The sequence below is a fragment of the Paenarthrobacter histidinolovorans genome, assembly GCF_014647595.1.
In the GTDB taxonomy this organism is placed as follows: Bacteria; Actinomycetota; Actinomycetes; order Actinomycetales; family Micrococcaceae; genus Arthrobacter; species Arthrobacter histidinolovorans.
Genome location: NZ_BMPM01000001.1, coordinates 435,375 through 460,212, shown reverse-complemented (window position 1 = coordinate 460,212; position 24,838 = coordinate 435,375). Strand labels below are relative to the sequence as shown.

Sequence of the window (24,838 nt, the reverse complement as noted above, 5' to 3'; positions counted from 1 at the left end):
GTTCCGGAGCTAGCTTGCTGCAGCGGCCGGTGCGGGAGCGGGGGTGGCCGCAGCCGCTGGTGCCGCCGGTGCCGTGGGCGCAGCGGATACGGTGCTGCCCTTGGCGTCGCGGGAGTCGGTGCGGTAGAAACCGGAGCCCTTGAAGACAACGCCGACGCTGTTGAACTTCTTGCGCAGCGTGCCTTTGCATTCAGGGCACTCTGTCAGGGAGCTGTCTGAGAAGGACTGGACGATGTCGAAGGCATGGTCACAGTCTTTGCAGGCGTATGCGTATGTGGGCACTGAGTTCCTCCTTTAGGACAAAGTTCAGGTCCTGTTCCGCTGTGCCGAACAACGTTCGCATTAGCAGTCCCAGGGCCTGAGTGCCAATTCTATCATCCGTCCCACCATCGCGTGCCAGCACTTGTGCCGGAGCTCACCAACCGGAATCTACCTGGAACAGCCAGGAGTCAGGCGGGTTCTGCCGCGTTTTCGAGCACCACAACGCCCGAAGGTGTCAGCACTTCCCGCACGGGGCGATCAAAGGCTTCGGCGGGTATGGAGCCTGAAGGCAACAGATCGTCGTCGTACACCACCGCGATGGTGGGCGGCCGCCGACCGGAAGCGTCCAGGCCCTGCAGGAGCCGGTCGTAATAGCCGCCGCCTTGGCCAATCCTGTTCCCGTCCTTGTCCACGGCGGTAGCGGGCATGAAGATCCCGGCCGCCGAGGCAACCACGGAGCTGTCCAACCGCTCGCCCACGGGTTCGTCGATGGGTGCGTAGCTGGATCGAACGAACACCGTGGACGGCGTCCAGTAAACCCAACTCAGCTGCCGGTCCGGTTCGCAGACGGGAAGCAGGACATCATGGCCCGCTTCATGAAGGGCTCCAAGCAGTGGCATGGTGGGTGGCTCGAAGGCGACCCCCACGTATACCGCGAACATGGCGGCTTCGCCGGAGGTGACGGTTTCAGCCCACGTGGAACCGTGCCGGGCCAAGGCTTCGCCGGCTTCGGCGATTTGCTCGAAAGTCAGGGCCCTTCTGTACAGTCGCCGGCTTCGGCGGATGTCTTCTTTCGATGCCATCTGTATCCAATCCTGGGAGTTCGTCGGGTGCAGTTAAAGTGTTTCCTGGTGTGTCGCCGGCAATAAAATGTGCGGCCCGCGCGGCGGGGGGTTTAGCTGATGCTCTGTTCCTTCCGTTACATTAGTCCGGTGACTCTCGATAACAACGCTGTCCGTAAGGCCGTCATCCCCGCAGCGGGTCTTGGTACCCGGTTCCTTCCCGCCACCAAGGCGATGCCGAAGGAAATGCTGCCTGTGGTCGACAAGCCCGCCATCCAGTACGTCGTCGAAGAAGCGGTGAAGGTTGGCCTGCACGACGTCCTCATGATCACAGGACGCAGCAAGCGCGCCCTGGAAGACCACTTTGACCGGGTGCCGGCGCTTGAAGCGACTCTGGCTGAAAAGGGCGACACCGCCAAGCTCGAGGCGATTCAGTCCGCCACCAACCTCGGCGACATCCACTACGTCCGGCAGGGTGACCCGAACGGCCTCGGCCACGCCGTCCTTCGTGCAAAGCAGCACGTCGGCTACGAGCCCTTTGCCGTCCTGTTGGGCGATGACCTCATCGACGCCCGCGACGACCTCCTGAGCGAAATGATCGCGGTCCAGCAGAAGACCGGCGGTTCCGTGGTGGCCCTCATTGAGGTGGAGCCTTCCAAGATCAGCGCCTACGGTTGCGCCGACGTCGAGGACATCGGCGAAGACGGATACGTGCGGATCAAGCAGTTGGTGGAAAAGCCGTCCCCGGAAGAAGCACCTTCAAACCTCGCCGTGATTGGCCGCTACGTGCTGCACCCGGCCGTCTTCGAAGTCCTGGAGCAGACCGGCCCCGGCCGAGGTGGCGAAATCCAGCTGACCGATGCCCTCGAGGTACTGGCTGCCGGAGAAGGCGAAGGCTACGGCGTGTACGGCGTGGTCTTCCGCGGCCGCCGCTACGACACCGGCGACAAACTCAGCTACCTCAAGGCCTGCATCGAGCTCGCGTGTGAACGTGAGGACCTTGGTCCTGAGCTGCGCGAGTGGCTGCCGAACTTCACCGCCACGCTTCCCCAGTAACACGGATGTACGGCTCTGCGATCTGGCCGGTAACGCTGGAGTGCGGAGACCTGGCCCTTCGGCCAATCCGCTACCGCGACAAGCGGGAATGGTCCGAGGTCCGTTCCCGGAACAGTGATTGGCTGGCGCCGTGGGAGGCGTCCAACCCGGCCCCGGGTGGCCGCCTCCCCAGCTACCGCCAAATGGTTGCGTCCTTGAACGAGCAGGCCCGCCAGTCCACCGCTTTGCCTTTCGTCATTGTTGAACGCACGGCGGGCGAGCGGGAACCCGCAATCGTTGGCCAATTGACCGTCTCCTCCATTGTGTGGGGATCAGCTATGATGGCCACGCTGGGTTATTGGGTGGACAAGGACCGGGCCGGACGCGGCATCGCCCCCACCGCGGTGGCCATGGCCACGGACCACTGCTTCACCGTGCTGGGGCTGCACCGGATGGAAATCAACATCCGTCCCGAAAACGGGCCCAGCCTGCGGGTGGTGGAAAAGCTCGGATTCCGCGACGAAGGGTACCGGGAACGGTATCTGCACATCAACGGGCAGTGGGCCGACCACCGGTCCTTTGCGTTGACCTCGGAGGAGGTCCCGGAAGGGCTCCTGCGCAGATGGCTCAAAGGACAAACGGGCAGGTCATAGGGCTTTTCGGCTTTATCTCCAGTCATTTGCGGACTCGACCACGACACACCGGCCGCAATGCCGCCGCCCCCGGTGATTTGCTTCTACGGTTTTGAATGTGGACTTCCCTCTCAGCAGCTCAGTGATACTCGTGGTCACTGTCGCGCTGTGGATGGTCTGGGTGGCGCCGTACGTTCTTCGGAACAGGCGGCAACAAGTCCAAGCGGCCGCTGTTCCAGCAGAGGCCTTCGACGACGAACCAGACGAACCGCAGGCAGGGGTGGTACTGACTTTGGCACCTCAGCAGGAGAAACCGATGGAGACCATGCACAGCAAAGCACAGGCGTCGCCCCAGGAATCCCGCGCGTCAGAGCCATCCTTGGGGAAGTCGTCCAGTACGCCGTTCACCATCCGCTATGCGAGGCTCACCCTGGCGGTGTCCGGGCTCGCCTTGCTGGTGACGGCAATCGTTTCCGGGATCCTTCGTCTTTTCGGCACAGGCACTGTCTGGTTGCCTCTGGTCTCGCTCATCGGTGCGGTGGTCGCCGTCGTCGTTTTGCGTAAACTCGCCCTTCGGGATCTCCGCGAACGACGCGCACGCCGTGCAGCGCAGGCGTCGCCCATCCCTACGCCGGCACGCTATCTGCCGAAAGAACCGGTTGTCGAGGCGAAGGAAACCACAGTTTTCGACGCCGAAGCCACCAGCCGTGAGGCCGCCCGCTTGTCGGCAGTTGAACTTCGCCAAGCAGCACTGGCCGTCGCGGTTGCGGCCGGCGACGAGTCGGCGCAAGCCGCCGTTGACTCCAAAGGTGCGAGCTGGAAGCCCGTTGAAGTTCCCAAGCCCACGTATGTTGATGCTGCCAAGGCGCCCCGCCCGGCCCCTCAACCTTTGGACCTCCCCGAATCGCCAAAGCCTGTCGGAAAGCCTGTCCTGAAGCAGGCTGCAGGAACCGCTGAAGCAGTTGCAACCGCCGCGGCCTCGACCAAGAGCGCCCTGAGCAACCTGGACGATGTCCTGCAACGACGCCGCGCGTAACAGGCCATGTCTTCCATCTGCGTCGCTGGTGGCACTGGACAGGTGGGACGCGAGGTTGTCCGGCTCGCTTTGGCGGCAGGGCATAAGGTTTCAGTCCTCAGCCGGCACGTTCCGCCGGTCGGTTCTGCCAGTCATCACGACGGCGCCACTTACTTCGCCGGCGACGTCACCACAGGCGAAGGCCTGGCGGCCGCAGTGGCGGGTGCCGACGTCGTTATTGATTGCCTTGAGGGCCAGTTCGGCAGGGCGCAAAAACAATTCGCCGACGGCGGCGCGCGGCTTCTCGCTGCTGCCCACGCGAACGGGGTGCCAAGGGCCGTGATGCTGTCCATCATCAACTGTGATCTCAGCGGGTTTCCCTATTACGTGTCCAAAGCGGACAAGGAACGAAAGTACGCCGGGGCGCCGCTGGAAACCGTGATGGTCAGGGCGACCCAATTCCACGGCCTGGTTGCCGGTATCTTCGCTGCAGGCGCCCGGGTCGGGCTGATCCCGGTCTTTAAGGACGTGGACTTCCAGACGATTTCTCCAGCCGATGTTGCCGCTGTGCTGCTGGAAGAAGCAGTGGCGGATTCCGTTCCTGCGCAGCACCACCTGCGGACGGTGGCTGGTCCGGAGGTGCTCTCCATGCGCGCCATGGCCGGGTCTTGGAAGGCTGTGACGGGTGCGCGGGGTGTGATTGTCGGTGTTGCGTTGCCCGGCCGCATGGGGGCGTTCCTGCGTTCCGGACACAACCTCGCTCCGGAGAAAGCGCTTGGCACGGAGACGTTCGTGTCCTGGTTGGAAAAGCGCCGGGAAAGTTTGTAGCCTAGGGACACTGGTCCGGCTGAAACGCCTGCTCCAGGGGCTATAGCTCAGTTGGTAGAGCGCTTCGTTCGCATCGAAGAGGTCAGGAGTTCGAATCTCCTTAGCTCCACAGATAACTTCCGTACAGCTGCTATCTCGCCGGCAGTGAACGCGTTTCCTCGGGTACTTCCCCCACGTGGCTTGACGCCAGCAATTGAAGGGCTTCTGCGGCGGAAGATCCAGGATCGGCTGCGTACATGATGATCCGGTGGCCCGATTCGTCCGGAGGGGTAAGGACCTCGAAGTTGAGCACCAGACCACCAACATGCGGGTGATGCAGGTGCTTCAGCCCGGACATGCAGTTCTCAACCGGGTGGCGGGCCCACAAGGCTGCGAATTCCTGGCTTTTCATGGTCAGCTCGCCCACCAGGGACGCCAGTTGAGGGTCGTCAGAGGATTGACCGGCAACCAAGCGCAGCGATGAAACAGCCCGCCTGGCTTCCTCCGCCCAATCTGTGTACAGCTCACGGGTGTGGGCGTCGAGGAACAACATCCGGGTCAGGTTCGGCCTTGCCGCCGGCGTTGAAGGCGCAGAGAAGTCCAGGTGCCCGGCGACAAGCCGGTGGCCAAGAGTATTCCATGCCAGCACTTCACTCCGGCGTCCCAGGACGACGGCCGGTGTGGTGGGCATCGAATGAATCAACCTTAGGGTACCGGGCCTTGCCTTGTCCGGCTTGGTGGCTGTCCGTCTTTTGGTGGTCGTGGCCCGGGCAAGGTTGAAAAGGTGCGTACGTTCATCGCTGTTCAGGTTCAGGGCCCGGGCAATTGATTCGATGACAGCCTCGGAGGCGTTGCTGCTCTGGCCTTGCTCAAGGCGCGTGTAGTACGTGCTGCTGACTCCGGCAAGCATCGCCAGTTCTTCCCGGCGAAGCCCTGGCACGCGGCGGATGCCGTAGTTGAGAAGGCCGACATCTTCCGGCTGCAGGGAAGCGCGCCGGACACGAAGGAACTCCCCAAGTTCGCTTTGACTAGTCATGAACCCATTCTGCCGGTCCGGCCGGATGCTGTCCTGTCCCTGCCAGGGGTAGGCAAGAGGGGGTGTGGTTGATGCCCTGGCATTCGGTGAATGTGGAGGTTCCAGGTGCTGCCGACGGACGCAGCCACGACTCCACCGAAAGGCAACAGCAATGACCTCGCAACCCGACGTATCCACAGGACCAGTTCCGTCCCCAACAGGGGCACGCGGCAATACCTCGCCACCAGGACGGATGGCAGGCAGGCAGCGGCTGGCGCTCCTCATCCTGCTCGCGGCCAGCTTCACCCTGGCCGTTGACTTCTCCATCCTCAATGTCGCCCTCCCGGCCATCGGCGCCGACGTCGGCTTCAGCTTGGAGAACCTCCAATGGATTGCGACGGCGTTCGCCTTATGCGCCGCCGGGCTGACTTTGCTGTTCGGGCGTGTCGCCGACATCGTTGGGCGCCGCACGATGTTCCTCACAGGGATGGCCTTGCTCGGGGCCGCCTCACTGGCCGGTGGCATGGCGGCCGACCCGGCGGTGTTGCTGACCGCCCGCGTGGGTCAGGGCATCGCGACAGCCATCGTCGTGCCGACGGCCTTGTCACTGTTGCTGGACGCGTTTCCGGAAGGACCGCTCAGGGACAAAGCGCTGGGCCTCAACGGTTCCCTTATGGCTGCCGGTTTCACCACAGGCGCCATCCTTGGCGGGCTCCTGACCGACCTCCTCAGCTGGCGGTGGGCCTTCTTCCTGAACGTTCCAGTGGCCGTTGCCGTGCTTGCCGTCGCTCCTATCGTCCTGGCCGAGAGCAAGCCCGCTGCCAAGCTGCGGTTGGACGTTCCGGGCGCCATCACGGTGACGCTTGGCCTTCTGGCCTTGGTCTTCGGACTCACTCATGCGGCCGAACACTCGTGGACCGATCCGCAGACCCTGGGTGCCCTGGGGGCCGCCGTCGTATTTTTCAGTGCCTTCGCAGCAGTCGAGCGGCGTGCGGCGGCGCCGTTGGTGCCGCTGGACATACTTAAGCGGTCAAGTGTGGCATGGGCCAACATCGCAGGCATTCTGGCGTTCGTCACGGAGACGTCCCTGGTCTTCCTCCTGACGCTGTATTTGCAGCGGGTCCTCGGCTATACGCCGTTTGCTGCGGGCCTTGCGTTCGCCGTATTGGGCCTTGGGACTGTTCTGGGCGGTGTCCTCGGGCCAAAGGTCATCGGCAGGATCGGGAGCAAGAAGGCGATCGTTTATGGATTCATCGTCCAGGCAACGGCCACCGGCCTGCTCGTGTTGCTCAGCGCTGATCCTGCCTCCATCGGACTGCTGCTGGGGGCAACGTTCATCGGGGGAGTCGCGAACCTCGTGGTCATTGTCGGATTCATGGTCACGGCAACATCGGGCCTGCCCGAATCCGAGCAGGGTTTGGCCACCGGACTGGCAACCATGAGCCAACAGATCGGCATCACCCTGGGCATACCGGTCATGAGCGCCATCTTTACCGCGCACCTGCTTGCCAGCGGCCACCATGATATTCCTGCAGTTCTCAGCGGCGTCACCGCCGCCATCTGGGTGAACGCCGGGCTTTGCGTGCTGGCGGCTCTCTGCGTGGCGATATTTCTCCGCAAACCGACACCGGTCATCTCCAGATGACGGTGTGCCTCGGACTCGAGCGCTACATCTGCACAGGATCGGAAGAGAAGCGGGCTGCGCGGGGAGCAAGCTCGTTGCCCTGGCTCTGAGTCAGCACGCCGTACAGGTCGGGCCTGCGTCCGCGCAGCCACCGTCTTCCGGTGGAAAGGGGTATGAGTGCGAGGTCGAGGTCGGCTGTGACTATCGCTTCATCGGCAGCCCAGGTTTCTGTAATGACGGTGCCGTAAGGGTCGATAATCATTGAGTTTCCTGTCCGGATTTCGTCGTCGTCACGCCCAACCCCGTTGCTGAAGAGAATGAAGATCCCATTGTCATGGGCCCGCGATGGCAACCAGCGCATGAGCCACCCCCGGCCATGGGGCCCGCGGAAGGCATCTTCGATGGCCGCGGGATCTTCAGTTCGCTTTTCCCATAGCTCCCTGGGGATTGGCTTCATGCCTTGTGGACTCCGCGAGTTGGTACCACCGGTTTGATGGGGAGCCAGAAGCACGGAGGCGCCGAGCAGGGCCGTCGCCCGTACGTTCTCAACGAGATTGTTGTCCCAACAGATCAGGATTCCGGCTTTGACGCCCCACGGAGTATCAAAGACTGTGAATTCGGAGCCGCTGTCCACGGCGTCGTGTTCGAAAGCATGGATCTTGCGGTGCGTGTGGAGCTTCCCGTCAGGAAGGCAAACTGTGTACGAGTTGTAGAGCCGGCCGGCGCTGTCTGTCTCGAGGTGCCCCACGCCAATACCAACTTCCAGCTGGAGGGCGAGGGCACGGATCGTGCTGACGCTGGGACCGTCCACTGGTTCGGCCAGTTCCATCAACCGTTGGGTCGTCTGCCTGCGAAGGTGCCAGTATCCGATCAAGCACATCTCCGGAAATGCGATGAGTTGGCTGCCGCCGGCCGCCGCTGCAGTTGCCAGCCGGCGAATGGTTTCGAGGTTGAGGTCAGGGCGGTCGGGGACTGCTTCGAACTGCACGGCTGAGGCGCGAAGTGTGGGTTGTGGATCCTTGGACATGGAATTCTCCTTTTTTGCGGACCTTCCAATGCTCGACCGCCGCATTACATTCCGTCCAATGAAAATTTTCCATTTTTTCATTCTGATCAGGAATGGAAGTTGCCGAAGGATCAAGACCAGGCGTAGCTCCATGCTTAGGTAGTGTCGGGGCATGGAACTACGCCTGTTGCGCTCATTCATCGCCGTCGCCGAGACCGGTAATTTCGGCACTGCCGCAAAGGTGCTCTTGACATCCCAATCCGCCCTGACCAAGCAGATCCAACTCTTGGAACGTCAGGCGGGGAGCACACTGTTCACTCGAGGGCGCCACGGCGCAGTCCTGACCCCTGCGGGACATGCCCTGCTGGTGGACTCGATGGACGTGGTCCGAAGGGCCGATGCACTTGCCCGAAGGATGGAGCAGGTGGCGGCAGGAGCCCTGGGTGTGTTGAACGTAGGCTTTGGAATGTCGTCCATGGACGTCGCCCCGCTCGCGGTGGCACACTTCCGGGCCACGCACCCGACAATCCAGATTGGGCTCGAAGACATGTCCTCATCGGCACAGTTCGATGCCCTGCGCGATGGCGCCCTCAGTGTCGGCTTTGTTCGTCTGCCGGCACCGCCCGACATCGCATCGGAAGTCATCCGGCACGATCGGTTGGCGCTCGCCCTTCCAAGGAATGAGCCTGCTCCTGAAACAGATTTCGCAGGGCTGCAATCGTGGTTCCACGACCGTCCACTGATTCGACTGCTACCGACGCGGGGACCCGGGCTCGCCTCTCAAACCAGCCGATTGTTCGCGGAGCTGGACTGCAAGCCCGGAGTCCTCCATGAGACTTCCGACTTGTTGACGGTGTTGGCCCTGGTCGCGGCAGGAGCAGGTTCGGCCCTGGTGCCGGCACGCTCCGCAGCGATCGTCCCTGATGGGGTAAACCTGATACCGATTCCCCTTGCCGCGGCGTCCTGGGCCATTGGAACCGCGTGGCTGGGTGAGGTCCAAAATCCACTCGTGTCCGCCTTCCTGAACTCAGTCAGGACCCTGGGCTGAGGTGAGGCAGCGCAGCACTACCGGCGGTCATCAGACTTTCGCCGGCGCCTGACGTTTCGAATGAGGAGCCACCCCAGGAAAGCCGCCAACGCCGCGTACACGGCGTAGTTGAGGAACCGCGAGTACTGGTCGATCAAGTGGTACTGGGTGCCCAGTAACGAGCCGAGGCCGATCAGTATTGCGTTCCACAGGCCTGCGCCGGCAATCGTAAAAATGGAGAACGTCATGAGGTTCATCCGTTCGGCGCCTGCGGGCAGGGAGATGAGGCTCCGTACCCCGGGGAGTAACCTGCCGAAGAAGATTGCGGACTTGCCGTGGCGTTCGAACCAGCCGGAGGCTTTCTCGAAGTCTTCCCTGTCCACCAGGGGGAGTTTGGACAGCAGCGTGATCGACCTTTCCAGGCCAACCTTGTAGCCGAGCCAGTACAGAACCAGCGCCCCCGCGTAGGCGCCAAGCGTGCTGGTGACGAAGACCAGAACGATGTTCATGCTTCCCTGCTGGGTGAGGAAGCCCGCGAGGGGGAGTATCACCTCGCTGGGGATCGGCGGGAACACCGTCTCCAGAAACGTCATCAGGCCGACACCCCATTCGCCCAGGGCATCAATCACCCGGGCAGCGATTCCCACTATGCCGGTCAAGTCTTCGGTCGAACCTTGGGCTCTCAGTACACTGATCAACTCTTTGCCCTTTCATGGCCTCGGCACAGTAAACGCTATTGGCACGAGTGCTTTTGGGCAAAGCAGCCCTGCCTGGAAGGACCGCTGCCGCCCCGCTTCCAGAGGCCCATCCTGGTCTTTACCAGGACCCGGCGGATCGGCAAGGATGAACAGACCACCGGACCGTGCCCCAAGGAGCATCCGCGATGACCAAGTATTTGATCTCTTTTCCCAGTGCCGCCATGGACATCCCGGCGGACGAACTCCCGGCAGTGGCTTCCGCTGCACATGCCGTAGTGCAGGAGGCCAAGGACGCGGGAGTGTGGGTGTTCGGCGGGGGTATCGATGAAAGCGTCCCGCCGGTCATGGTCGACGGCGGTGGCTTGGTTCGGGAGGGCACGTACCCACAGACGACGCAGCTCGACGGTGGTTATTCCATCCTCGAGTTGCCTTCCTACGATGCAGCTCTGGGATGGGCTGCCAGGATGGCGGCGGCTTGCCGCTGCGCGCAGGAGGTCAGGGCGTTCCAGTACGATCCTGCCAGCTGACGCCCATTGTTTTGCTCGCACTCCACCTATATCGTTAACTATATCGTTCAGTATCGTTCGTGACTTTCAGAGGTGAGCTTGATGCACAATTCATTCCCTTCCAATGGCTTTATGGGCAACAACCTGGACGGCATGTGGCAGGCCGTTGAGGAGTTTCGCTCACGCTTCGAGAAGCGATCCGGGGGCCGGGCCGGCCGGGGCGAGTTAAGGACGGCGATTTTGGCCCTTCTGGCAGAGCGTCCCATGCACGGTTACCAGATCATCCGGGAAATCGAGGAGCGCAGCGGCGGTAGCTGGAAGCCCAGCGCCGGTTCTGTCTACCCAACACTCCAGCTGCTCTCCGATGAGGGATTCGTCAGTTCGGAGGAAGCAAGCGGACGCAAGATCTACGCCCTGACCGAAGCGGGCAGGGAAGATGTGGCAAGCTCCGAAACAGCGGCACCCTGGGGCTCCGTGGGTGCTGCATCCGGTCCTGGATTCGCCGCATTGCCCAAAGCCGGGGTTGAGCTCGCCCAGGCCGCAGCGCAGGTGGGCCGGACGGGAACGCCTCAGCAAGTTCGGGAGGCGGTGACGGTGCTCGAGGAGGCACGCCGCCGTCTGTACTCGATCCTCGCCCAGGACTGAACGGGTGACGTCGGTTCGACCGGATCAGGCAGAGCACGTCCCGGGCGCTGTGAGTGCAAGTGCCCGTTACCGTCGCATCCTGCGGTTTGCCGCCTGGCATCTTGCGGTGACGTGGTGGTTCGAGCTATTCCTGCCAAGGTTGGGCCTGCGCCGGCTGACTGACCGCAATCGTGCCCGCCGAATGCGGCGTTTCGCCCAACGGTTCCACCAACTAGCGGTGGAACTTGGCGGACTGATGATCAAGGTGGGACAGTTCATGTCCTCGAGGCTTGACGTCCTGCCGCCGGAGATCACCGCCGAGTTGGAGGGCCTCCAGGACGAAGTGCCGCCTGTCCCGTTTCCAGCTATCCGCCAACTTGCGGAGTCAGAACTGGGCGCCCCCTTGGAGTCGGTGTTTGCCTCCGTTGAGGAGGTGCCCATTGCGGCGGCCTCGCTGGGACAGGCCCACCGTGCCAAGCTTCTGGCAGGCAACGCAGAGGACACTGGCCTGAGCAGCGTGGTGTTCAAAGTCCAGCGGCCCGGGATACAGACCATCGTCGATATCGATCTGGCTGCCCTGCGCAGGGTAGGAGGGTGGCTCAGCCGGATCCGCATTGTGTCAGACCGCGCCGATGTTCCCGCGCTGATCAAGGAATTCGCACAGACCAGCCTGGAGGAGATTGACTACCTGAACGAGGCCGCGAATTCGGAGCGGTTCGCGGCAGACTTCGCCCATGACCTCCGGGTGACTGTGCCGGGAGTGGTGTGGGAGCGGACCACCCGCCGTGTGCTGACGCTTGAAGATGTGACCGCCATTAAGATCATGGATGCGGAGGCGCTGCGGTTGGCGGGTATTGATCCTGCGACTGTCGCACCCGTTTTCGCTTCAGTGATGTTTGACCAACTGTTCACGAATGGCTTCTTCCACGCAGACCCACACCCCGGAAACATCTTCGTCACCCCGAATACCGGCGCCCCGGAACACCCCTGGAAGCTAACCTTCATAGATTTCGGCATGATGGGCGAAGTTCCAGCGAAAACACGGACCGGCCTTCGGAAGCTCCTGATAGCGGCGGCCTCACGGGACGGTAAAGGGTTGGTGAATGCCATCAGCGATGTCGGCGTGCTGATGCCCTCTGCTGATACGGGAGAACTGGAGCGGGCCATGACGCAGCTCTTTGCCCGCTTTGGCGGCATGGGCTTTGCTGAGCTGCGTGACGTGGACCCGCGGGAGTTCCGGGAGTTCGGGGCAGAATTCGGAAGCGTCATCCGCTCGTTGCCGTTTCAGTTACCCGAGAACTTTCTGCTCATTGTCCGCGCGATGTCCCTCACCTCGGGGGTTTGCAGTTCCTTGGATGCCCGGTTCAACTTGTGGGACTCGGTTGAGCCCTACGCGGCACAGCTCCTGCGCGATGAACGCGGCAACCTGGTAAATGACATTGCGGCCCAGGCCGTTGATGCAGCAACGCTGGCCTTGCGCCTGCCGAAACGGCTGGACAACCTGGTTACCCGGGTGGAGGACGGTTCCCTGCAGGTCTCGAACCGCAAGCTGGAACGCCAGCTGGCGCGGATCATCCGCCTGGTCCGTTACGGGGTGGCCGCTGTGATGTTCGGTGCGCTGCTCATAGCCGGTTCCGTGGTCCGGGGAGGGGATGTACTGCTTGGCAGTGTGCTCATGTTTTCGTCACTGATCCCGTTGCTGGGTGCCCTGCTGACGGGGCGCCGACACAGTCGGTGAGGGCCACGACCCTGAGCTGCTGCGCCGTAGAATTACCCTGTGACTGAGACCCCCGCCCGTCGTCGCGAGGCATCCGGCGGCCTGAACGGGCCCATCCTGGCAGGCGTCATGCCTGGGCAGCATCCGTCGGTTGTGGAGCAAGCGGCCTTGGTGGCTGCCGGCGCAGGCCTTCCGCTGGTGTTCGCCTACGCCGATGTCACTGTCTATCCCGTGGACGGAACCACGGGAGGACCGGCGGCACCGATTGATCCCGACGGGGTGGACGGCGATGCCCCTAACGCCGTCGAAGCCCTGAAGACCACCATCGCCGGTCAACTGGCCGGACTTGATATCCAATGGTCGGTCGCACCGCTGGCGGGCGAGCCTGCCAAGGCGCTCGCCCGGGAGGCCGAGGACATTGGAGCGTCCATGATTGTGGTGGGTACGCGCGAACACCACCTGACCGCGGCACTTAAAGACGCAACCGCCGGTTCCGTTGCCCGCCATCTGTCACACCGGCAGAATCGCCCTGTGCTGGTGGTGCCAGTGAACCCGCGGGTCCCGGACTACGATGACGAGGAATAGAGCCAAACGCCCTGTCCACCTGCATTGGGGGTTCATGGGAATCGTCGCCGCGGGAGGGGTGCTGGGTGCACTGACACGCTATGGCCTGGGAACCGTGATCCCGGCGCCCGGAGCTTGGCCCCTGCCCACCCTGATCATCAATCTTTCCGGGGCTTTGGCTCTTGGCGCCCTTCTGGAGGGGCTCTCCCGCAGGGGTCCCGACGTCGGAAGCCGGCGGGTCTTGCGGCTTGCGCTGGGAACGGGGTTCTTGGGCGCCTACACCACCTACAGCACTCTGGCGGTGGACGCCGTCCACCTGCTGGCCGCTGATGCGGCTCCCGCAGCTGCCGGCTACCTCACGGCAAGCCTCCTGGGTGGGGCCGCCGCCACGACTGCGGGCATATGGCTCGGCGCCTGGCATCACAGGCTGACCGCAGGCGCCCGCTCATGACGGTCCTCCTGCTTGGTGTGGCCGGAGGAGTCGGTGCTGCTGCCAGATTCCTGGTGGATGGCCTCATTCGCGCCAGGCTGAAGACCGCGCTCCCGTGGGGCACAATCCTGATCAACGTTTCCGGCTCGTTGGTGCTTGGCTTCCTGGCCGGGTTGATGATGCGCGGCGCGGCGTCCGGGTCCCTGTATCTGGTCCTGGGCACCGGTTTCCTGGGCGGTTATACAACGTTCAGCACGGCCAGCCTGGAGACCATCCGGCTTATCCAGAGCGGCAGGACGGGGCTGGCCCTGATCAACGGCGTGGGGTCCATGGCCGCCTGTGTCCTGGCCGCCGCAGCCGGTGTCGGGCTCAGTTTTCTCCTGCCGTAGGCAGTGTGCGCGCGCCCATGAAGGACGCAATCGCGCGGCTGTAGGATCGAGCCATGGCTAAGAAGACTTTCAATGAACTGTTGTCCGCCCAGGTTGCCAATGAGTTTGCAGCTTCCCAGCAGTACATCGCCGTGGCTGTGTACTTTGACGGTGAGGATTTGCCACAGCTTGCCCGGCATTTCTACCGCCAGTCCCTGGAAGAACGCAATCACGCCATGATGATGGTGCAATACATGCTGGACCGTAACGTCCACGTGGAAATCCCGGGAGTTGCCCCTGTGCGGAACAACTTCACCAACGCCAAGGAACCCATCGCCCTTGCCTTGGAACAGGAAAGGGAAGTCACCCGCAACATTGAGGAAATGTTCCGTGCTGCCCGTGCCGAAGGTGACGCCCTGGGTGAGCAGTTCATGTTGTGGTTCCTCAAGGAGCAGGTTGAAGAGGTCGCATCGATGACTACGCTGCTCAACATCACCGAACGCGCTGAGAATCTCTTCGACATTGAGAACTACGTCGCCCGCGAGGCAGTGGGCGACGGCGGTCACGATGCCAGCGCGCCCTCCGCCGCCGGTGGCGTCCTTTAGGAGCCGGAAACGCCTCGATGCGATACGTCTGACGAAGAGGTCGCAGGAAGCTCAGCTTCCGGCGGCCTCTTCGCGTGCATCGTCGTCGTCCCCGTGGGACCGGCCGAGCAAGGACAGACGGCTCGCGATGCGGGCGAAGTCCACCGGAAGGCCGCTGCGGTCGGCATCCAAGTCCCAGTCCAGCGGGCCTGGGCCGACCAGGAACAACGTAATGTCCTGATCGTGCAGCACGTCCACCACATTGCTGAACCTTTGCCAGGCCGGAGCGGATGCTGCATCAGCTTCCGCAGGTGAGGGGACGCCGTCGATCACCCATGTCGTGAATGTTTCCGCCAGGGCCAGATAGTCGGAGGTGGAGGTCAACCCGCCGCACAACTCCTGGAAGCCGACCCAAAGGAGCTCGGGATCAGAGTTCTTGACCACGATTGGTTGGGTAGTAGGGGTCAGCACCCGGCTCTGGACCTCTGACGGAATGAACAGGCCCAGCCGGCCCAGCTGCCGGGGCGTACCGGGTGTGATGATCTGTCCAGCCTTGAATGACTCGGACCCTTGCGGCGGTGTGGACCCCGATGCCGGGAAACGCCGGAAGTCGGACGAACCGTCGATCTTCACAATGTCCATCATCTCCTTGATGGCCTCAATGGTGGGCAGGAAATGGTCGTGCCAGAGGGGGTTGGGCAGGAGTTCGTCCGGCGCGTAATTGGACGTGACCGCCAAGGGGATGCGTCGCTGCGCGGCGGTGCGCAGCAGGCGCGCAATGAACATGCCGTCACCGACGTCGTGAACGTGGAATTCGTCAAAGAAGAGCACGTCAATGTCATCCAGCAGAGAGTCCACGGACTGTTGGATGGCCGTCGAACTGCCCGCATTGGAACCGTGGGTTCCGGCGTGGAGGCTGCGGAAGAAGTCGTGGAAGTGGACCCGCCGTTTCCGCACGTCCAACTGAGCGAAGAAGCTGTCCATCACCCAGGTCTTTCCGCGCCCCACAGGTCCGTGGAGGTACAGGCTTCGAGGCGCTTTCCTGGAGAGGGTCCGACGCCGGACCGTCACCTCCGCGCCCATGGCCGCCAGCCGTACAGCTGCCCGCTGCTGGCTGTCTTCGAGCGCAAAGCCGGACTGTCCGGCGTCGATGTTTATTCCTTCAAGCAATTTTTGGGCGATGTCCCGGGTTGCTCGTGGAGTTGGCCTCAACAGAGGCCTCACAGCCACCCTTTGCGTTTGAAGATGAGGTACATCAGCAGCGCCGCGCCCACCATGAGGCCCAAGGCCATGGGGTAGCCAAAGTCCCAGTGGAGTTCGGGCATGTTGTCGAAGTTCATTCCGTAGATGCCCGCCACGAACGATGGTGCGAAGAGGATGGCAGCCCAGGAGGAGATTTTCTTGACTTGCTCGTTTTGTGCGGCGCTGGCCTCGTTCTGCCGGTTGGCAGTGAGCGTGCCGTCCAGAGTGAGGGCGTTCTGCAGCAGGTCCCTGAAGGAGTTCACCCGGGAAATAACGCGCTGAACGTGGTCTTCAACATCCCGCAGGGAGCGTTGGAGCTCTATGTCCACGCCATACTTTTCGAAGCCCCGCTCCAGGAGGGACATGATGTCCGGGAGTGGCTGGATGGCCCGCTGGAACTGGATCACTTCGCGGGCGAGCTCATAAATCCTTCGCGATACGGCGCTGTCGCCGCTGAAAAGCTGGTCCTCGATCTCGTCGATGTCGTTTTCCAGGCCGGCGACCACGGGCGCGTAGTCATCAACCACTTGGTCAAGGAGCGCGTACAGCACTGCTTCGGGCCCGTGGCAGAGCAGGTCAGGCCGTTCTTCCAAGCGGTGGCGGACCCGGGCAACTCCACCGGTTTCAGCGTGCCGGATGGTCACCACAAAGTTGGCGCCGGTGAAGATGTGCAGTTCCCCGAACTCCACGGATTCGGTGTCATCCAGGTATCTGGCCGGCCTCAGCACCGTGAAGAGATTGCTGTCGTAGCGTTCAATCTTGGGCCGCTGGTGTGCGGAAACAGCGTCCTCAACCGCGAGCCGGTGAAGTCCGAACTCCCGGGCCACAGCGGCCATTTCTTCCTGCGTGGGGCGGTAGAGGCCAATCCAGGCCATGCCGCCATGTTTTGCGAGGGTTTCGAAGGTCTGCTCGAGGCTGTGCGGGGTTGCTGTGCGGACGCCGTCCACGTACACGGCGTTGTCGATAATGGTCACAGGTTGAACGCTACTGCATGGCCCCGATGATGGCGCCCGCGACGGTCATGGCAATGATGTCGTGGCCTGAATCGATGACGGTTACGGCCGACGGGCGTCCCGCAAATCCGTTGTGGATCACGTGGCCCCCGGCACGGAAGACCACGGCGAGGATCAAAGCGAAAACGCCGGCTGCCCAGAAAGTGTTGATGCCAAGCGCGCTGAGCAGGATGGCCAGGAGAATGCTGGTTACTGCTGCTGCGAGCATCATGGGTACCCAGATGCCGGCCCCGCCGTCAATGTTCTTCAGATCGTCCTCTGTCTTGCCAATGGCTTGCATCCACCTGCGTCCAAGAACTGCCGGCATGTACCAGACAAAGCCGATCACCATGCTTGAAACGAAGGCCAGGAGAACGGCGAGCCAGTTGATCTGGGAGATATGTGAGAGCCAATCCATGCCTAAGATCCTAGTTCGTTCAGGCTTCTGCGCCCGGGCTCTGGTTCTCGTTCCTGCTGCGTGTTGGTGCTGAGGCCATCCGGCCGATGAGCGGTTCCGTCCGGTATGGGATGTGCGTGTGAAGCGCCAGCACCGTTTCTGTCCTGATCACTCCTTTTGTCCGGAGGACGGAACGCAGCGCGGACTGCAGGTTGTGGGTATCGGTTGCCACCACCCGGCACCACAGATCACCCCGCCCGGAGATTTCATGCACTTCCAGGACCTGGGGGATGAGGCGCAAGGCGCCGATAACGCCGTCGAGTTCGCGGTGGGTGACCTCGATCGTGACGAAAGCGACGACGTCGTATCCCACCTTCTCCAGGTCGACCTCCCGTCCCGCGGCCTGAAGGACGCCCGTACGGAGCAGGCGTTTCAGTCGGCTTTGGGCGGTGTTCCTCGCGATGCCCAGCCCGTCACTTAGTTCGGCGATCTGGATGCGCGGATCCTTGATGAGTTCCAGGAGGATCCGCAGGTCCATGGGGTCGAGGGTGTTCAAATGGTCACTCCAGATCACTCGGCAGCTACGTCTTTGGGTATTTTGCTCAATCTTTGCATGTTTACACTTCGCCTAGCTCAGTGCTCCTGCATTCTATTGCCATCAATAGTTAGCCGGCGGGTGTTTCCCACAAGGAAACCGGCCACCAAGTCCGAAGGCATGGAAATGACTGTCTTGAGCGAACTCCGCATGCGTCCGGCCACCGCCGGACGCTGGGGATGGGATGCCTCCACCACGGCCAGGCTGGTCCTGGCAGGAGTGGTGATCTTCACGTTGCTGGTTGGCGCGAACCTCGCCACGCCCCTGTACCCCTTGCTCCAGGCCAGGATCGGATTGTCATCGCTTGACGTGACCGTGGCTTTCTCAAGCTATGTCCTGGCCTTGGTAGCGGTCCTCATGGTGGCAGGGCACTGGTCGGACCACATCGGGCGCCGGGCAGCGTTGGTGCTTGCAGTCCTGGTGGGTCTGGTGGGTGGAGCGATCTTCGCCAACGCGGACTCCCTCCTTGCCCTTTCTGCCGGCAGGGCGCTCCAGGGTGTCGCAGTTGGGCTCGCTACTGGAGCAAGTTCCGCGGCACTGCGGGAGTTGCTGCCCCAACGCCCGGACTGGGCTTCGCGCTTCACCTTGCTTTCTTCGGCAGGCGGCGTGGCGGCGGGCCCCGCCATAGGCGGTCTTTTGTCGCTCCTCCCGGACCCCACCCGCACGCCGTACTACGTCCACTCGGCTGTGCTGCTGGCTGCACTGATCCCCCTGTGGCTGCTGAAAGCCAGGCCTGCGATCGCCCCCGCTGAGGGCCCCAAAGCCCACAGGGTGCTGGCCCCGCGGAAGCCGTCCATCTCAAAAGATGCCAGGGGAGCTTTCTGGATGGCGGCCGCCACTGGATTCCTGAGCTTTGCGGTGTTCGGTTTCTGCTTGTCATTGGCGCCCGGATACTTTGCCACAGTGGTTCACGCTGACTCCCGGCCCTTGATCGGAGTGCTGGCCGGAGTCACCCTGGGCGCATCAGCACTCAGCCAATTGCTGGGTGTCCGCGGACGCCTGGTTGTTCCGGTGGCGCTCGCGGTACTGGGCGTATCCGTGGTCCTCGTGGGAGCTGCCGCGGCGTGGTCAAGTCCTTGGCTGCTGGTGGCAGCGAGCATCACGGCCGGCATGGGCCAGGGCATTGCTTTCCGGCAGGTATTCAACGAGGTCGCCGGAAAAGTGGAGGCCGCCCGCCACGCGCAGGTCATCAGCACTGTCTACGTCATCACGTACCTGGGCAGCGCTGTTCCGGTGATCGGGCTGGGAATCGCAGTAACGGCACTTGGCCTGCAGGCCGCCGTCGTGGGTTTCACCGCACTGTGTGGCCTGGCGGCGCTGACGTTGGCCGCCGTGTCCATGAAGGGTGCCTTGCGGGACTGACGCTGCAAAGCCGGTGCTGACAGGGTCGGAGCTACTCGGGGAGTGGTCCCCGGTTGCCCGGGATGTGCTGGAACACCATGGTGGTTTCCGTGTGGCCGACCACGGGGTCGGTGGCGAGGTTGTCCAGGAGCCAGTTGCGGAGGTCATCGGTATTCGCGACGGCGATGTGCAGCAGATAGTCCACGGAACCGGTGGTGTGGAACGTTGAGATGACGGCTGGAAGCTTGGGCACGCGCGCCGTGAAGCGGTCGATCTGGTCACGGTCGTGGGCCCGGAGACGGACAGCGATCAATGCCTGTACCGAGCGGCCAATGGCCGGCAGACTCAGCACGGCCTCGAAGCCTTCAATAATGCCGCGCTCGGACAATGCCCTGGTCCGCATCAGGGCCGTGGACGGGGCGATCCCCACGAGCTCCGCCAACTGCTTGTTGGAAATGCGGGCGTCGTCCACCAAGGCAGCAAGGATCCGCTCGTCGATCGCGTCCAACGGCTCTGCGCTGCCCGTGCTTGACCGAACATTCTTCGTGGGGTTGCTCACGGATCCTCCTGAAATTGCCTTTCACCCATCCTAAGCGGTGAATTCTTCAGGTGACTATCGTTTTGCGGGCCGGCTGCGGTCCCTTCTGCGGTCCAACCGCTGGAGTGGTTCGCTCAGCAACATCAGGAGCAATGGCAGATTTCCTGCGGACGGAATCACGACCGCAACGAGCAGGGCGGCGAGGAAAAGCCCGGCCACGATCGCACCGGCCCGGATTCCGGAGCGTACCTCCACGGCGTCCATGTGGTGAAGGTCGGGATGTGAACTGAGATAGACGCGTGCCAGCAGAAGCATGAGGCTGGTGGCAAACAATGTCCCGATGTACACAAGGGGTTGGGCCCAGTCGGCGTCCATCTGGGTGGAGAGCGACGTGGACACGGGCATGACCACAATGAAGAACATCCAGGCTACGGTCAGCCACAACAGCCCTGCATCGATCTGCCGGACATTACGGAACAGCCGATGGTGGTGCGTCCAGAACACGGCAATGAGGACGAAGCTGAGGGCAAAACCCAGCAGGGCGAATTGCTCCTCCACAAGCCATTGCGCCGTAGTTCCGTGATGATCCGCCAGTTCCCCCACGCTCTCCATGAGAGGGAGGATCAGCAAGGTCAAAGCAATCGCCACCACGGCATCGGTAAACGCCTGCAAACGTTCCGGTGACGACAGTACCCGTGTACCCGCGAGCTGTGTCATGCCTCCGATTGTAGGACCAGCAGGGCCGGAATCAGGGGGAAATCCGTGATGGACGGTGCACTGCCAAGGTGACGGCCGCCGTCGTGCATGACAGGGCGATGACGCCAACCGCCAAAGCTGTCCATCCGAAGCGCTGGAAGACCAGGCCGCCAGCCCAGCCGATCACGCTGGAACCGAGGTAATAGGACAGGTTGTACAGGGATGCTGCCTGTGCCCTGCCGGTAGTGGCAATGGCGCCGGTCCAGCCGGATCCGACGCTGTGGGCTGCGAAGAACCCGCCGGTGAAAATTACCAGTCCGGCAAGGATGCACACGAGGTTATCCAGCAGGGTCAATGCCAAGCCGGCCGACAAAATGATGATGCCCGCTACCAGGACATTCCGCCGTCCGAACCTGGTGGTGAGCCCGGCCGCCCATCGGGAACTCACCGTACCCGACAAGTAGGCAAGGAATATGAGGCTGACCACCGTGGCCGGCAGCCCAAAAGGCTCGGCATGCAAGCGGAAGCCCAGGTAGTTGTAGACCGCCACAAAACCACCCATGAGCAGGAATGCCTGCAAGTACAAGGACACGAGCCTTGGATTGCGTGAATGTCCTCCCAACGTACTGATGGCTCCGCGGAAACCCGCTGGCGGTGCAGGCGTGAAGCGACGCTGTTTGGGAACAAGCACCAGGAACAGGACAGCGGCCACGGTAGCCAGCAGGGACACGGCAAGGGCAGCTGCGCGCCAGCCCCACAATTCGCCGACGGGCCCCGCCACCAGCCGCCCGGCCAGGCCGCCCAAAGTAGTGCCGGCAACATAGCTGCCGGCGGCAAGGGCCGTGTGGATCCTGGTGACTTCCTCATTGAGGTACGCAATGGCGATTGCGGGGATGCCGCCCAAGGCCATGCCTTCGAGCATCCTCAGCCCCAGCAGCATGGGCACGTTCGGGGCCAAGGGAACAAGCAGCCCCAGGATGGTGGCGGCAGCTATGCCGATGGCCATGGCGCGGACCCTGCCGATCCTGTCGGCAACAAACGACCACGGAAGCACTGTGGCGGCAAGACCGACGGTGGCGAGGGAAATGCTGAGTGCAGCTTCCGCGGCAGTGACGTGGAGATCCGCTGCCATCAGGGGCAGCACAGCCTGGGTGGAATAGAGCTGGGCGAATGTCGCGACGCCGGCAAGGGCCAGTGCCGCCAGTACGCGGCTGTAGCCACGGGACCCCTTGACGTGCCCGTCCCAGCTGTCTATCCCAGGCTCAAGGCTCGTTCTGTTCACCGGCCCAGCGTAGGACGACGTCGACTACCCATTCCAATGCATGAGTTGCGTATAATTGATGCATTCTTGCATGATTCGCCAGGTAAGGGGAACGTCGTGGAACCGGATCACCAGCAGCTTGTCCAACTCCTCCCGCTCCTGCCCGTCCTGGCAGAACTGGGCCGCACGGAACACATGACCGAAACGGCGGAGCTACTTGGGGTGCCGCAGTCCACGGTCAGCAGGGCCGTAGCCCGCGCCAGTGCGATTGTTGGGATCGACCTGCTGGTGCGGGACGGTCGCGGTATACGACTCACCTCCGCGGCGAAGGCGCTCCTGCCGTACATCGACGCTGCGTTGGAGGATTTCCAGGCCGGCCTGGACCGGGTGCGCCATGAATCGGACGTGGTGCGGGGGCGGATCGGGGTTTCGTTCCAGCACACGTTCGGTGAAGCCACTCTCCCTCTCCTGATCAGCGCGTTCCGCGGCCGTCATCCCCACGCATCCTTCGAACTCTGGCAGGGGCCCCGCGACGATTGCCTGCAGCAGCTTGCCAGTGGGGAGATGGATTTCGCCTTGACGGCGCCCATAGCGCCGGAGGGCCGGGGCATCCGCTCCCACCCGCTCTACCGGGAGCCACTCAGGGCTGTGCTGCACTACCGGCATCCCTTGGCCGGGCGGCCCAGCGTTGACCTCTCCGAGCTGCGGCACGAGCCCTATGTGACGCTGCCGGCCGGAGTAGGCTTGCGGGCATTGGGGGAGGCCCTGCTCCGTGAAGCGGGGTTCCGGCCACGCATTGCCTTTGAGGTCCAGGAGTCTACCTCGGCCCGCGGGCTGGTTTCCGCCGGCCTGGGCTTCAGCATTCTTCCACCGGCCGGGCCAGGCTCCGGCACCGGCCAGTTCCTGCCCAAGGCCGAACTCGGGCTTGTAGAGGTTCCCATCGAATCCGATTTGGCCTTCCGGCAAATTGGTATTGCCTGGCGGGAGCGGAACTTCGAGCCCGACGCCGTTCGGCTGTTCCGCGAACTGGTGGTGACCGAAGGCGGCGAACTGTTGGCCGAACTGGTCAGAGCCCGTTCAGGAAGTCCGTGACAACATCCCGCGCTGATCCTGTTCGCGCCTGCCGCCAGCCCGTGCCTGCCCACAAGTTGAGGCGTTGCGGGTCACCTGCCGCGGACGCCGCAGCACGGACCGGGGCGGTGAGGTGGTGGATGGCCGGGTAGCCCTTGGGGGCGTTCGGGTGATTCTGCACGAATTCGTTCACCAGGGAGCGTGCCGGGCGTCCCGTAAAAGCACGGGTCATGGTGGTCTCCGTGAAAGCAGGATCTCCCAGGGCGTCTTTATGGGTCTGCCTCGCTCCGCTCTCTTCGGTACGGACCAGGGCTGTGCCAATCTGGGCGGCTTCGGCGCCCGCGGCCAGCACCCCGCGCAGCTCGCTGCTGCCCATGATCGCACCGGCCGCTATGAGCGGAAGCCCGACGGCGGAACGCACCTGGGTGACCAGCTCCGCCGTCGTACTGGCCGTCGGGGTTGCCGAATCAGCCGTCAGGAAGGACGCACTGTGTGCGCCCGCCGAGGTGTGCTGGACGACCAGGGCGTCAGGACCCTCCTCCGCAGCGGCCAAGGCTTCCTGAACGCTTGTCACGCTGGTTACGACCAACGTGCCGGCCTTTCGCAGGGACTGGATCACTGCCCGCCCGGGCAGGCCGAAAGCGAAACTCACCACTTCCACCGGGTCCGTCATCAGGACATCGATCTTTTCCTGCCACGCGTCATCGTCATCGAGGCGAAGCGGGGGCAACGTGACACCATACTGTGCCGCCTCCGGTTCCAGCTCAGTGCGATACGCTTCCAGCCGTGCCCGCTCCCCGGGCCCAGGCGAGAGTGCCTCCGCGTCCGGAACGAAGACGTTCATGCCGAACCTGACTCCCAGCGCCCTCGCCGCGGAGATCTCCCCAGCCATGGAAGCGGGACTCTTGTACCCGGCAGCGAGGAAACCCAGCCCGCCGGCTTCATGGACAGCCTGCACCAGCGCCGGCGTTGATGTTCCTCCGGCCATGGGGGCCGCAATAAATGGTGTGCCAAACAGGAATTGAGGTATGGTCGGTTCCTCCTCAGGACGCTCCAAGCTAGTCTTTCACGGTGAACAATCGTGACTCCGCCCTGCATTCCCCTGCCCCCGCCGCGACCGCGAGCGGCACCGTCATCGGGCTCGACATCGGCGGCACCAAGACCCGCGGCGTGAGGTTCCAGGACGACGAACCGCTCCGGGACGAGACTGCAGGCAGTGCCAACGTCCAGAATGTCAGCCGGGAGCAGGCTGCGGCGAACTTGGCTGAACTGTTCGGAAAAATCGGTGGTGGCCGGATCGACCAGGTGTACGCAGGTGCCGGTGGAATCGATACGGAAGAAGATGCCCAGGCGCTCGCTGACCTCATCGCTCCCCATGCGCCGGGGGCGCGCATCACCGTGGTCCACGATTCGAGGCTGCTGCTGGCAGCCGGGGGAGCGAGCACCGGTGTGGCCGTCATTGCCGGAACAGGTTCGGCAGCGTGGGGAAAGAACGACGCCGGCCAGGAAGCCCGGGCGGGTGGCTGGGGCTACCTCCTGGGGGATGAAGGAAGCGGATACTGGCTGGGAAGGGAAGCCGTGCGGCACAGTTTGCGGCGGATGAACCAAGGGCTGGAGCCTGACCGTCTGAGCCGCGCCCTCCTGGATTCCTGCGGAGTGGATGAACCGGGGAAGCTCATAGCCCTGTTCCATTCACCGGACACAGGCCGCCGCTACTGGGCCCAACAGGCCCGGGTCGTAGTGGAAGCAGCCGATGCCGGCGACGAGGCCGGCCAGGCCATGGTGGTGCAGGCCGGGCGTGACCTCGCCGATCTCGCCGGCCAGGCCATCCGCCAACTGGGCCTTAACGGCCCGGTCATATTGGGCAGCGGGCTGGGAATGAACGTTTCCCGTTTGCAGGATGCGTTCACGTCGGCGCTCGCCGAGCAAGGGATCACTGATGTGCGGATCCTCCGGCAGGATCCGGTCTTCGGTGTTCCCCGGCTGGTGGCTGAGCAGCGGGTGTAGGGC

General features: G+C 63.2%; 29 protein-coding genes and 1 tRNA gene. 17 read left to right on the top strand and 13 right to left on the bottom strand.

Annotation, left to right across the window (positions count from 1 at the left end; all coding sequences use genetic code 11):
* Positions 1-9: 9 nt before the first annotated feature.
* Together IEY62_RS02115 and IEY62_RS02110 are read right to left on the bottom strand one after the other, a co-directional pair.
* On the bottom strand, positions 10-282 hold the full coding sequence (locus IEY62_RS02115) for an FmdB family zinc ribbon protein (RefSeq protein ID WP_189013521.1): 273 nt from the start codon (positions 280-282) through the stop codon (positions 10-12).
* A gap of 167 nt (positions 283-449) precedes the next feature.
* Entirely contained in the window at positions 450-1,064 is a 615-nt protein-coding gene (locus IEY62_RS02110; RefSeq protein WP_189013519.1) for a 5-formyltetrahydrofolate cyclo-ligase, read from the bottom strand.
* Positions 1,065-1,163: 99 nt separating this feature from the next.
* Between IEY62_RS02110 and galU the strand changes: the two genes are divergently transcribed.
* The 5 genes from galU (at position 1,164) to IEY62_RS02085 (ending at position 4,662) form a co-directional block, all read left to right on the top strand.
* The gene (galU, locus tag IEY62_RS02105; RefSeq protein ID WP_189013517.1) at positions 1,164-2,099 is read left to right on the top strand and encodes a UTP--glucose-1-phosphate uridylyltransferase GalU; all 936 of its coding nucleotides are present in this window, start codon (positions 1,164-1,166) and stop codon (positions 2,097-2,099) included.
* 5 nt (positions 2,100-2,104) lie between these two features.
* Entirely contained in the window at positions 2,105-2,731 is a 627-nt protein-coding gene (locus tag IEY62_RS02100) for a GNAT family N-acetyltransferase (RefSeq protein WP_189013515.1), read from the top strand.
* 130 nt (positions 2,732-2,861) lie between these two features.
* Positions 2,862-3,746 (top strand): hypothetical protein, encoded by an 885-nt coding sequence (locus IEY62_RS02095; protein ID WP_189014394.1) that lies wholly within the window; start codon positions 2,862-2,864, stop codon positions 3,744-3,746.
* 6 nt (positions 3,747-3,752) lie between these two features.
* A complete protein-coding gene (locus tag IEY62_RS02090; protein ID WP_189013513.1) occupies positions 3,753-4,553 on the top strand; it encodes an SDR family oxidoreductase in 801 nt (266 codons plus the stop codon).
* 36 nt (positions 4,554-4,589) lie between these two features.
* Positions 4,590-4,662 (top strand) — tRNA-Ala (locus tag IEY62_RS02085).
* Between the two features lie 21 nt (positions 4,663-4,683).
* Here IEY62_RS02085 and IEY62_RS02080 read toward each other — a convergent pair.
* Positions 4,684-5,568 (bottom strand): helix-turn-helix transcriptional regulator, encoded by an 885-nt coding sequence (locus IEY62_RS02080; RefSeq protein WP_189013511.1) that lies wholly within the window; start codon positions 5,566-5,568, stop codon positions 4,684-4,686.
* Between the two features lie 232 nt (positions 5,569-5,800).
* On the opposite strand from IEY62_RS02080, the gene IEY62_RS02075 reads away from it, so the two are divergent.
* Positions 5,801-7,192: an MFS transporter gene (locus IEY62_RS02075; protein WP_189014392.1), complete on the top strand. Its 1,392-nt coding sequence runs from the start codon at positions 5,801-5,803 to the stop codon at positions 7,190-7,192.
* A gap of 22 nt (positions 7,193-7,214) precedes the next feature.
* Here IEY62_RS02075 and IEY62_RS02070 read toward each other — a convergent pair whose 3' ends face one another.
* Positions 7,215-8,198: a nitrilase family protein gene (locus tag IEY62_RS02070; RefSeq protein ID WP_189013509.1), complete on the bottom strand. Its 984-nt coding sequence runs from the start codon at positions 8,196-8,198 to the stop codon at positions 7,215-7,217.
* Positions 8,199-8,349: 151 nt separating this feature from the next.
* Between IEY62_RS02070 and IEY62_RS02065 the strand changes: the two genes are divergently transcribed.
* Entirely contained in the window at positions 8,350-9,225 is an 876-nt protein-coding gene (locus IEY62_RS02065; protein ID WP_189013507.1) for a LysR family transcriptional regulator, read from the top strand.
* Between the two features lie 17 nt (positions 9,226-9,242).
* On the opposite strand, the gene IEY62_RS02060 is transcribed toward IEY62_RS02065, so the two are convergent.
* Positions 9,243-9,902 carry a DedA family protein gene (locus tag IEY62_RS02060; protein WP_189013505.1) on the bottom strand — a complete coding sequence of 220 codons (660 nt, stop codon included), beginning with the start codon at positions 9,900-9,902 and terminating at the stop codon, positions 9,243-9,245.
* Between the two features lie 185 nt (positions 9,903-10,087).
* Between IEY62_RS02060 and IEY62_RS02055 the strand changes: the two genes are divergently transcribed.
* The 7 genes from IEY62_RS02055 (at position 10,088) to IEY62_RS02025 (ending at position 14,716) form a co-directional block, all read left to right on the top strand.
* Positions 10,088-10,429, top strand: coding sequence for a YciI family protein (locus IEY62_RS02055; protein WP_189013503.1), 342 nt, complete (start codon positions 10,088-10,090; stop codon positions 10,427-10,429).
* An 81-nt stretch (positions 10,430-10,510) separates the two neighbouring features.
* On the top strand, positions 10,511-11,053 hold the full coding sequence (locus IEY62_RS02050; RefSeq protein WP_189013501.1) for a PadR family transcriptional regulator: 543 nt from the start codon (positions 10,511-10,513) through the stop codon (positions 11,051-11,053).
* A 4-nt stretch (positions 11,054-11,057) separates the two neighbouring features.
* A complete protein-coding gene (locus IEY62_RS02045; protein ID WP_189013499.1) occupies positions 11,058-12,770 on the top strand; it encodes an ABC1 kinase family protein in 1,713 nt (570 codons plus the stop codon).
* 39 nt (positions 12,771-12,809) lie between these two features.
* On the top strand, positions 12,810-13,334 hold the full coding sequence (locus tag IEY62_RS02040; RefSeq protein WP_189013497.1) for a universal stress protein: 525 nt from the start codon (positions 12,810-12,812) through the stop codon (positions 13,332-13,334).
* Positions 13,335-13,368: 34 nt separating this feature from the next.
* Positions 13,369-13,764, top strand: coding sequence for a fluoride efflux transporter FluC (locus tag IEY62_RS02035; RefSeq protein ID WP_229785000.1), 396 nt, complete (start codon positions 13,369-13,371; stop codon positions 13,762-13,764).
* Complete coding sequence (gene crcB, locus IEY62_RS02030; protein WP_189013492.1) at positions 13,761-14,132, top strand: fluoride efflux transporter CrcB; 372 nt, start codon at positions 13,761-13,763, stop codon at positions 14,130-14,132. Before IEY62_RS02035 ends, crcB begins: the two co-directional genes overlap by 4 nt.
* Positions 14,133-14,185: 53 nt before the next feature.
* Positions 14,186-14,716, top strand: a complete 531-nt coding sequence (locus IEY62_RS02025; protein ID WP_189013490.1) for a ferritin — start codon at positions 14,186-14,188, stop codon at positions 14,714-14,716.
* 51 nt (positions 14,717-14,767) lie between these two features.
* Here the strand turns inward: IEY62_RS02025 and zapE are convergent, their stop codons facing one another.
* From zapE to IEY62_RS02005, 4 genes are read right to left on the bottom strand one after another with little or no spacing between them, the layout of a single operon-like run.
* A complete protein-coding gene (gene zapE / locus IEY62_RS02020; protein ID WP_229784998.1) occupies positions 14,768-15,919 on the bottom strand; it encodes a cell division protein ZapE in 1,152 nt (383 codons plus the stop codon).
* Entirely contained in the window at positions 15,916-16,911 is a 996-nt protein-coding gene (corA, locus tag IEY62_RS02015) for a magnesium/cobalt transporter CorA (protein WP_189013488.1), read from the bottom strand. The genes zapE and corA overlap by 4 nt, the downstream gene beginning before the upstream one ends.
* Before the next feature lie 10 nt (positions 16,912-16,921).
* Positions 16,922-17,347: a DUF1761 domain-containing protein gene (locus IEY62_RS02010; RefSeq protein WP_189013486.1), complete on the bottom strand. Its 426-nt coding sequence runs from the start codon at positions 17,345-17,347 to the stop codon at positions 16,922-16,924.
* Positions 17,348-17,366: 19 nt separating this feature from the next.
* Positions 17,367-17,882 carry an Lrp/AsnC family transcriptional regulator gene (locus IEY62_RS02005; protein WP_189013484.1) on the bottom strand — a complete coding sequence of 172 codons (516 nt, stop codon included), beginning with the start codon at positions 17,880-17,882 and terminating at the stop codon, positions 17,367-17,369.
* A gap of 165 nt (positions 17,883-18,047) precedes the next feature.
* On the opposite strand from IEY62_RS02005, the gene IEY62_RS02000 reads away from it, so the two are divergent.
* Complete coding sequence (locus tag IEY62_RS02000; RefSeq protein ID WP_189013483.1) at positions 18,048-19,283, top strand: MFS transporter; 1,236 nt, start codon at positions 18,048-18,050, stop codon at positions 19,281-19,283.
* Positions 19,284-19,314: 31 nt separating this feature from the next.
* Here IEY62_RS02000 and IEY62_RS01995 read toward each other — a convergent pair whose 3' ends face one another.
* Genes IEY62_RS01995 through IEY62_RS01985 form a run of 3 tightly spaced genes read right to left on the bottom strand, consistent with a single transcriptional unit; the run spans position 19,315 to position 21,778 of the window.
* Positions 19,315-19,821 (bottom strand): Lrp/AsnC family transcriptional regulator, encoded by a 507-nt coding sequence (locus IEY62_RS01995; protein WP_011775479.1) that lies wholly within the window; start codon positions 19,819-19,821, stop codon positions 19,315-19,317.
* Between the two features lie 54 nt (positions 19,822-19,875).
* Positions 19,876-20,517: a TMEM175 family protein gene (locus IEY62_RS01990; protein WP_189013482.1), complete on the bottom strand. Its 642-nt coding sequence runs from the start codon at positions 20,515-20,517 to the stop codon at positions 19,876-19,878.
* 31 nt (positions 20,518-20,548) lie between these two features.
* Positions 20,549-21,778: an MFS transporter gene (locus IEY62_RS01985; protein ID WP_189013481.1), complete on the bottom strand. Its 1,230-nt coding sequence runs from the start codon at positions 21,776-21,778 to the stop codon at positions 20,549-20,551.
* 96 nt (positions 21,779-21,874) lie between these two features.
* On the opposite strand from IEY62_RS01985, the gene IEY62_RS01980 reads away from it, so the two are divergent.
* On the top strand, positions 21,875-22,849 hold the full coding sequence (locus IEY62_RS01980; RefSeq protein ID WP_189013480.1) for a LysR family transcriptional regulator: 975 nt from the start codon (positions 21,875-21,877) through the stop codon (positions 22,847-22,849).
* Here the strand turns inward: IEY62_RS01980 and IEY62_RS01975 are convergent.
* Entirely contained in the window at positions 22,824-23,816 is a 993-nt protein-coding gene (locus IEY62_RS01975) for a nitronate monooxygenase (protein WP_229784996.1), read from the bottom strand. The genes IEY62_RS01980 and IEY62_RS01975 overlap by 26 nt on opposite strands.
* Before the next feature lie 83 nt (positions 23,817-23,899).
* On the opposite strand from IEY62_RS01975, the gene IEY62_RS01970 reads away from it, so the two are divergent.
* Positions 23,900-24,835 carry an N-acetylglucosamine kinase gene (locus IEY62_RS01970; protein WP_189013479.1) on the top strand — a complete coding sequence of 312 codons (936 nt, stop codon included), beginning with the start codon at positions 23,900-23,902 and terminating at the stop codon, positions 24,833-24,835.
* Positions 24,836-24,838: the final 3 nt, after the last annotated feature.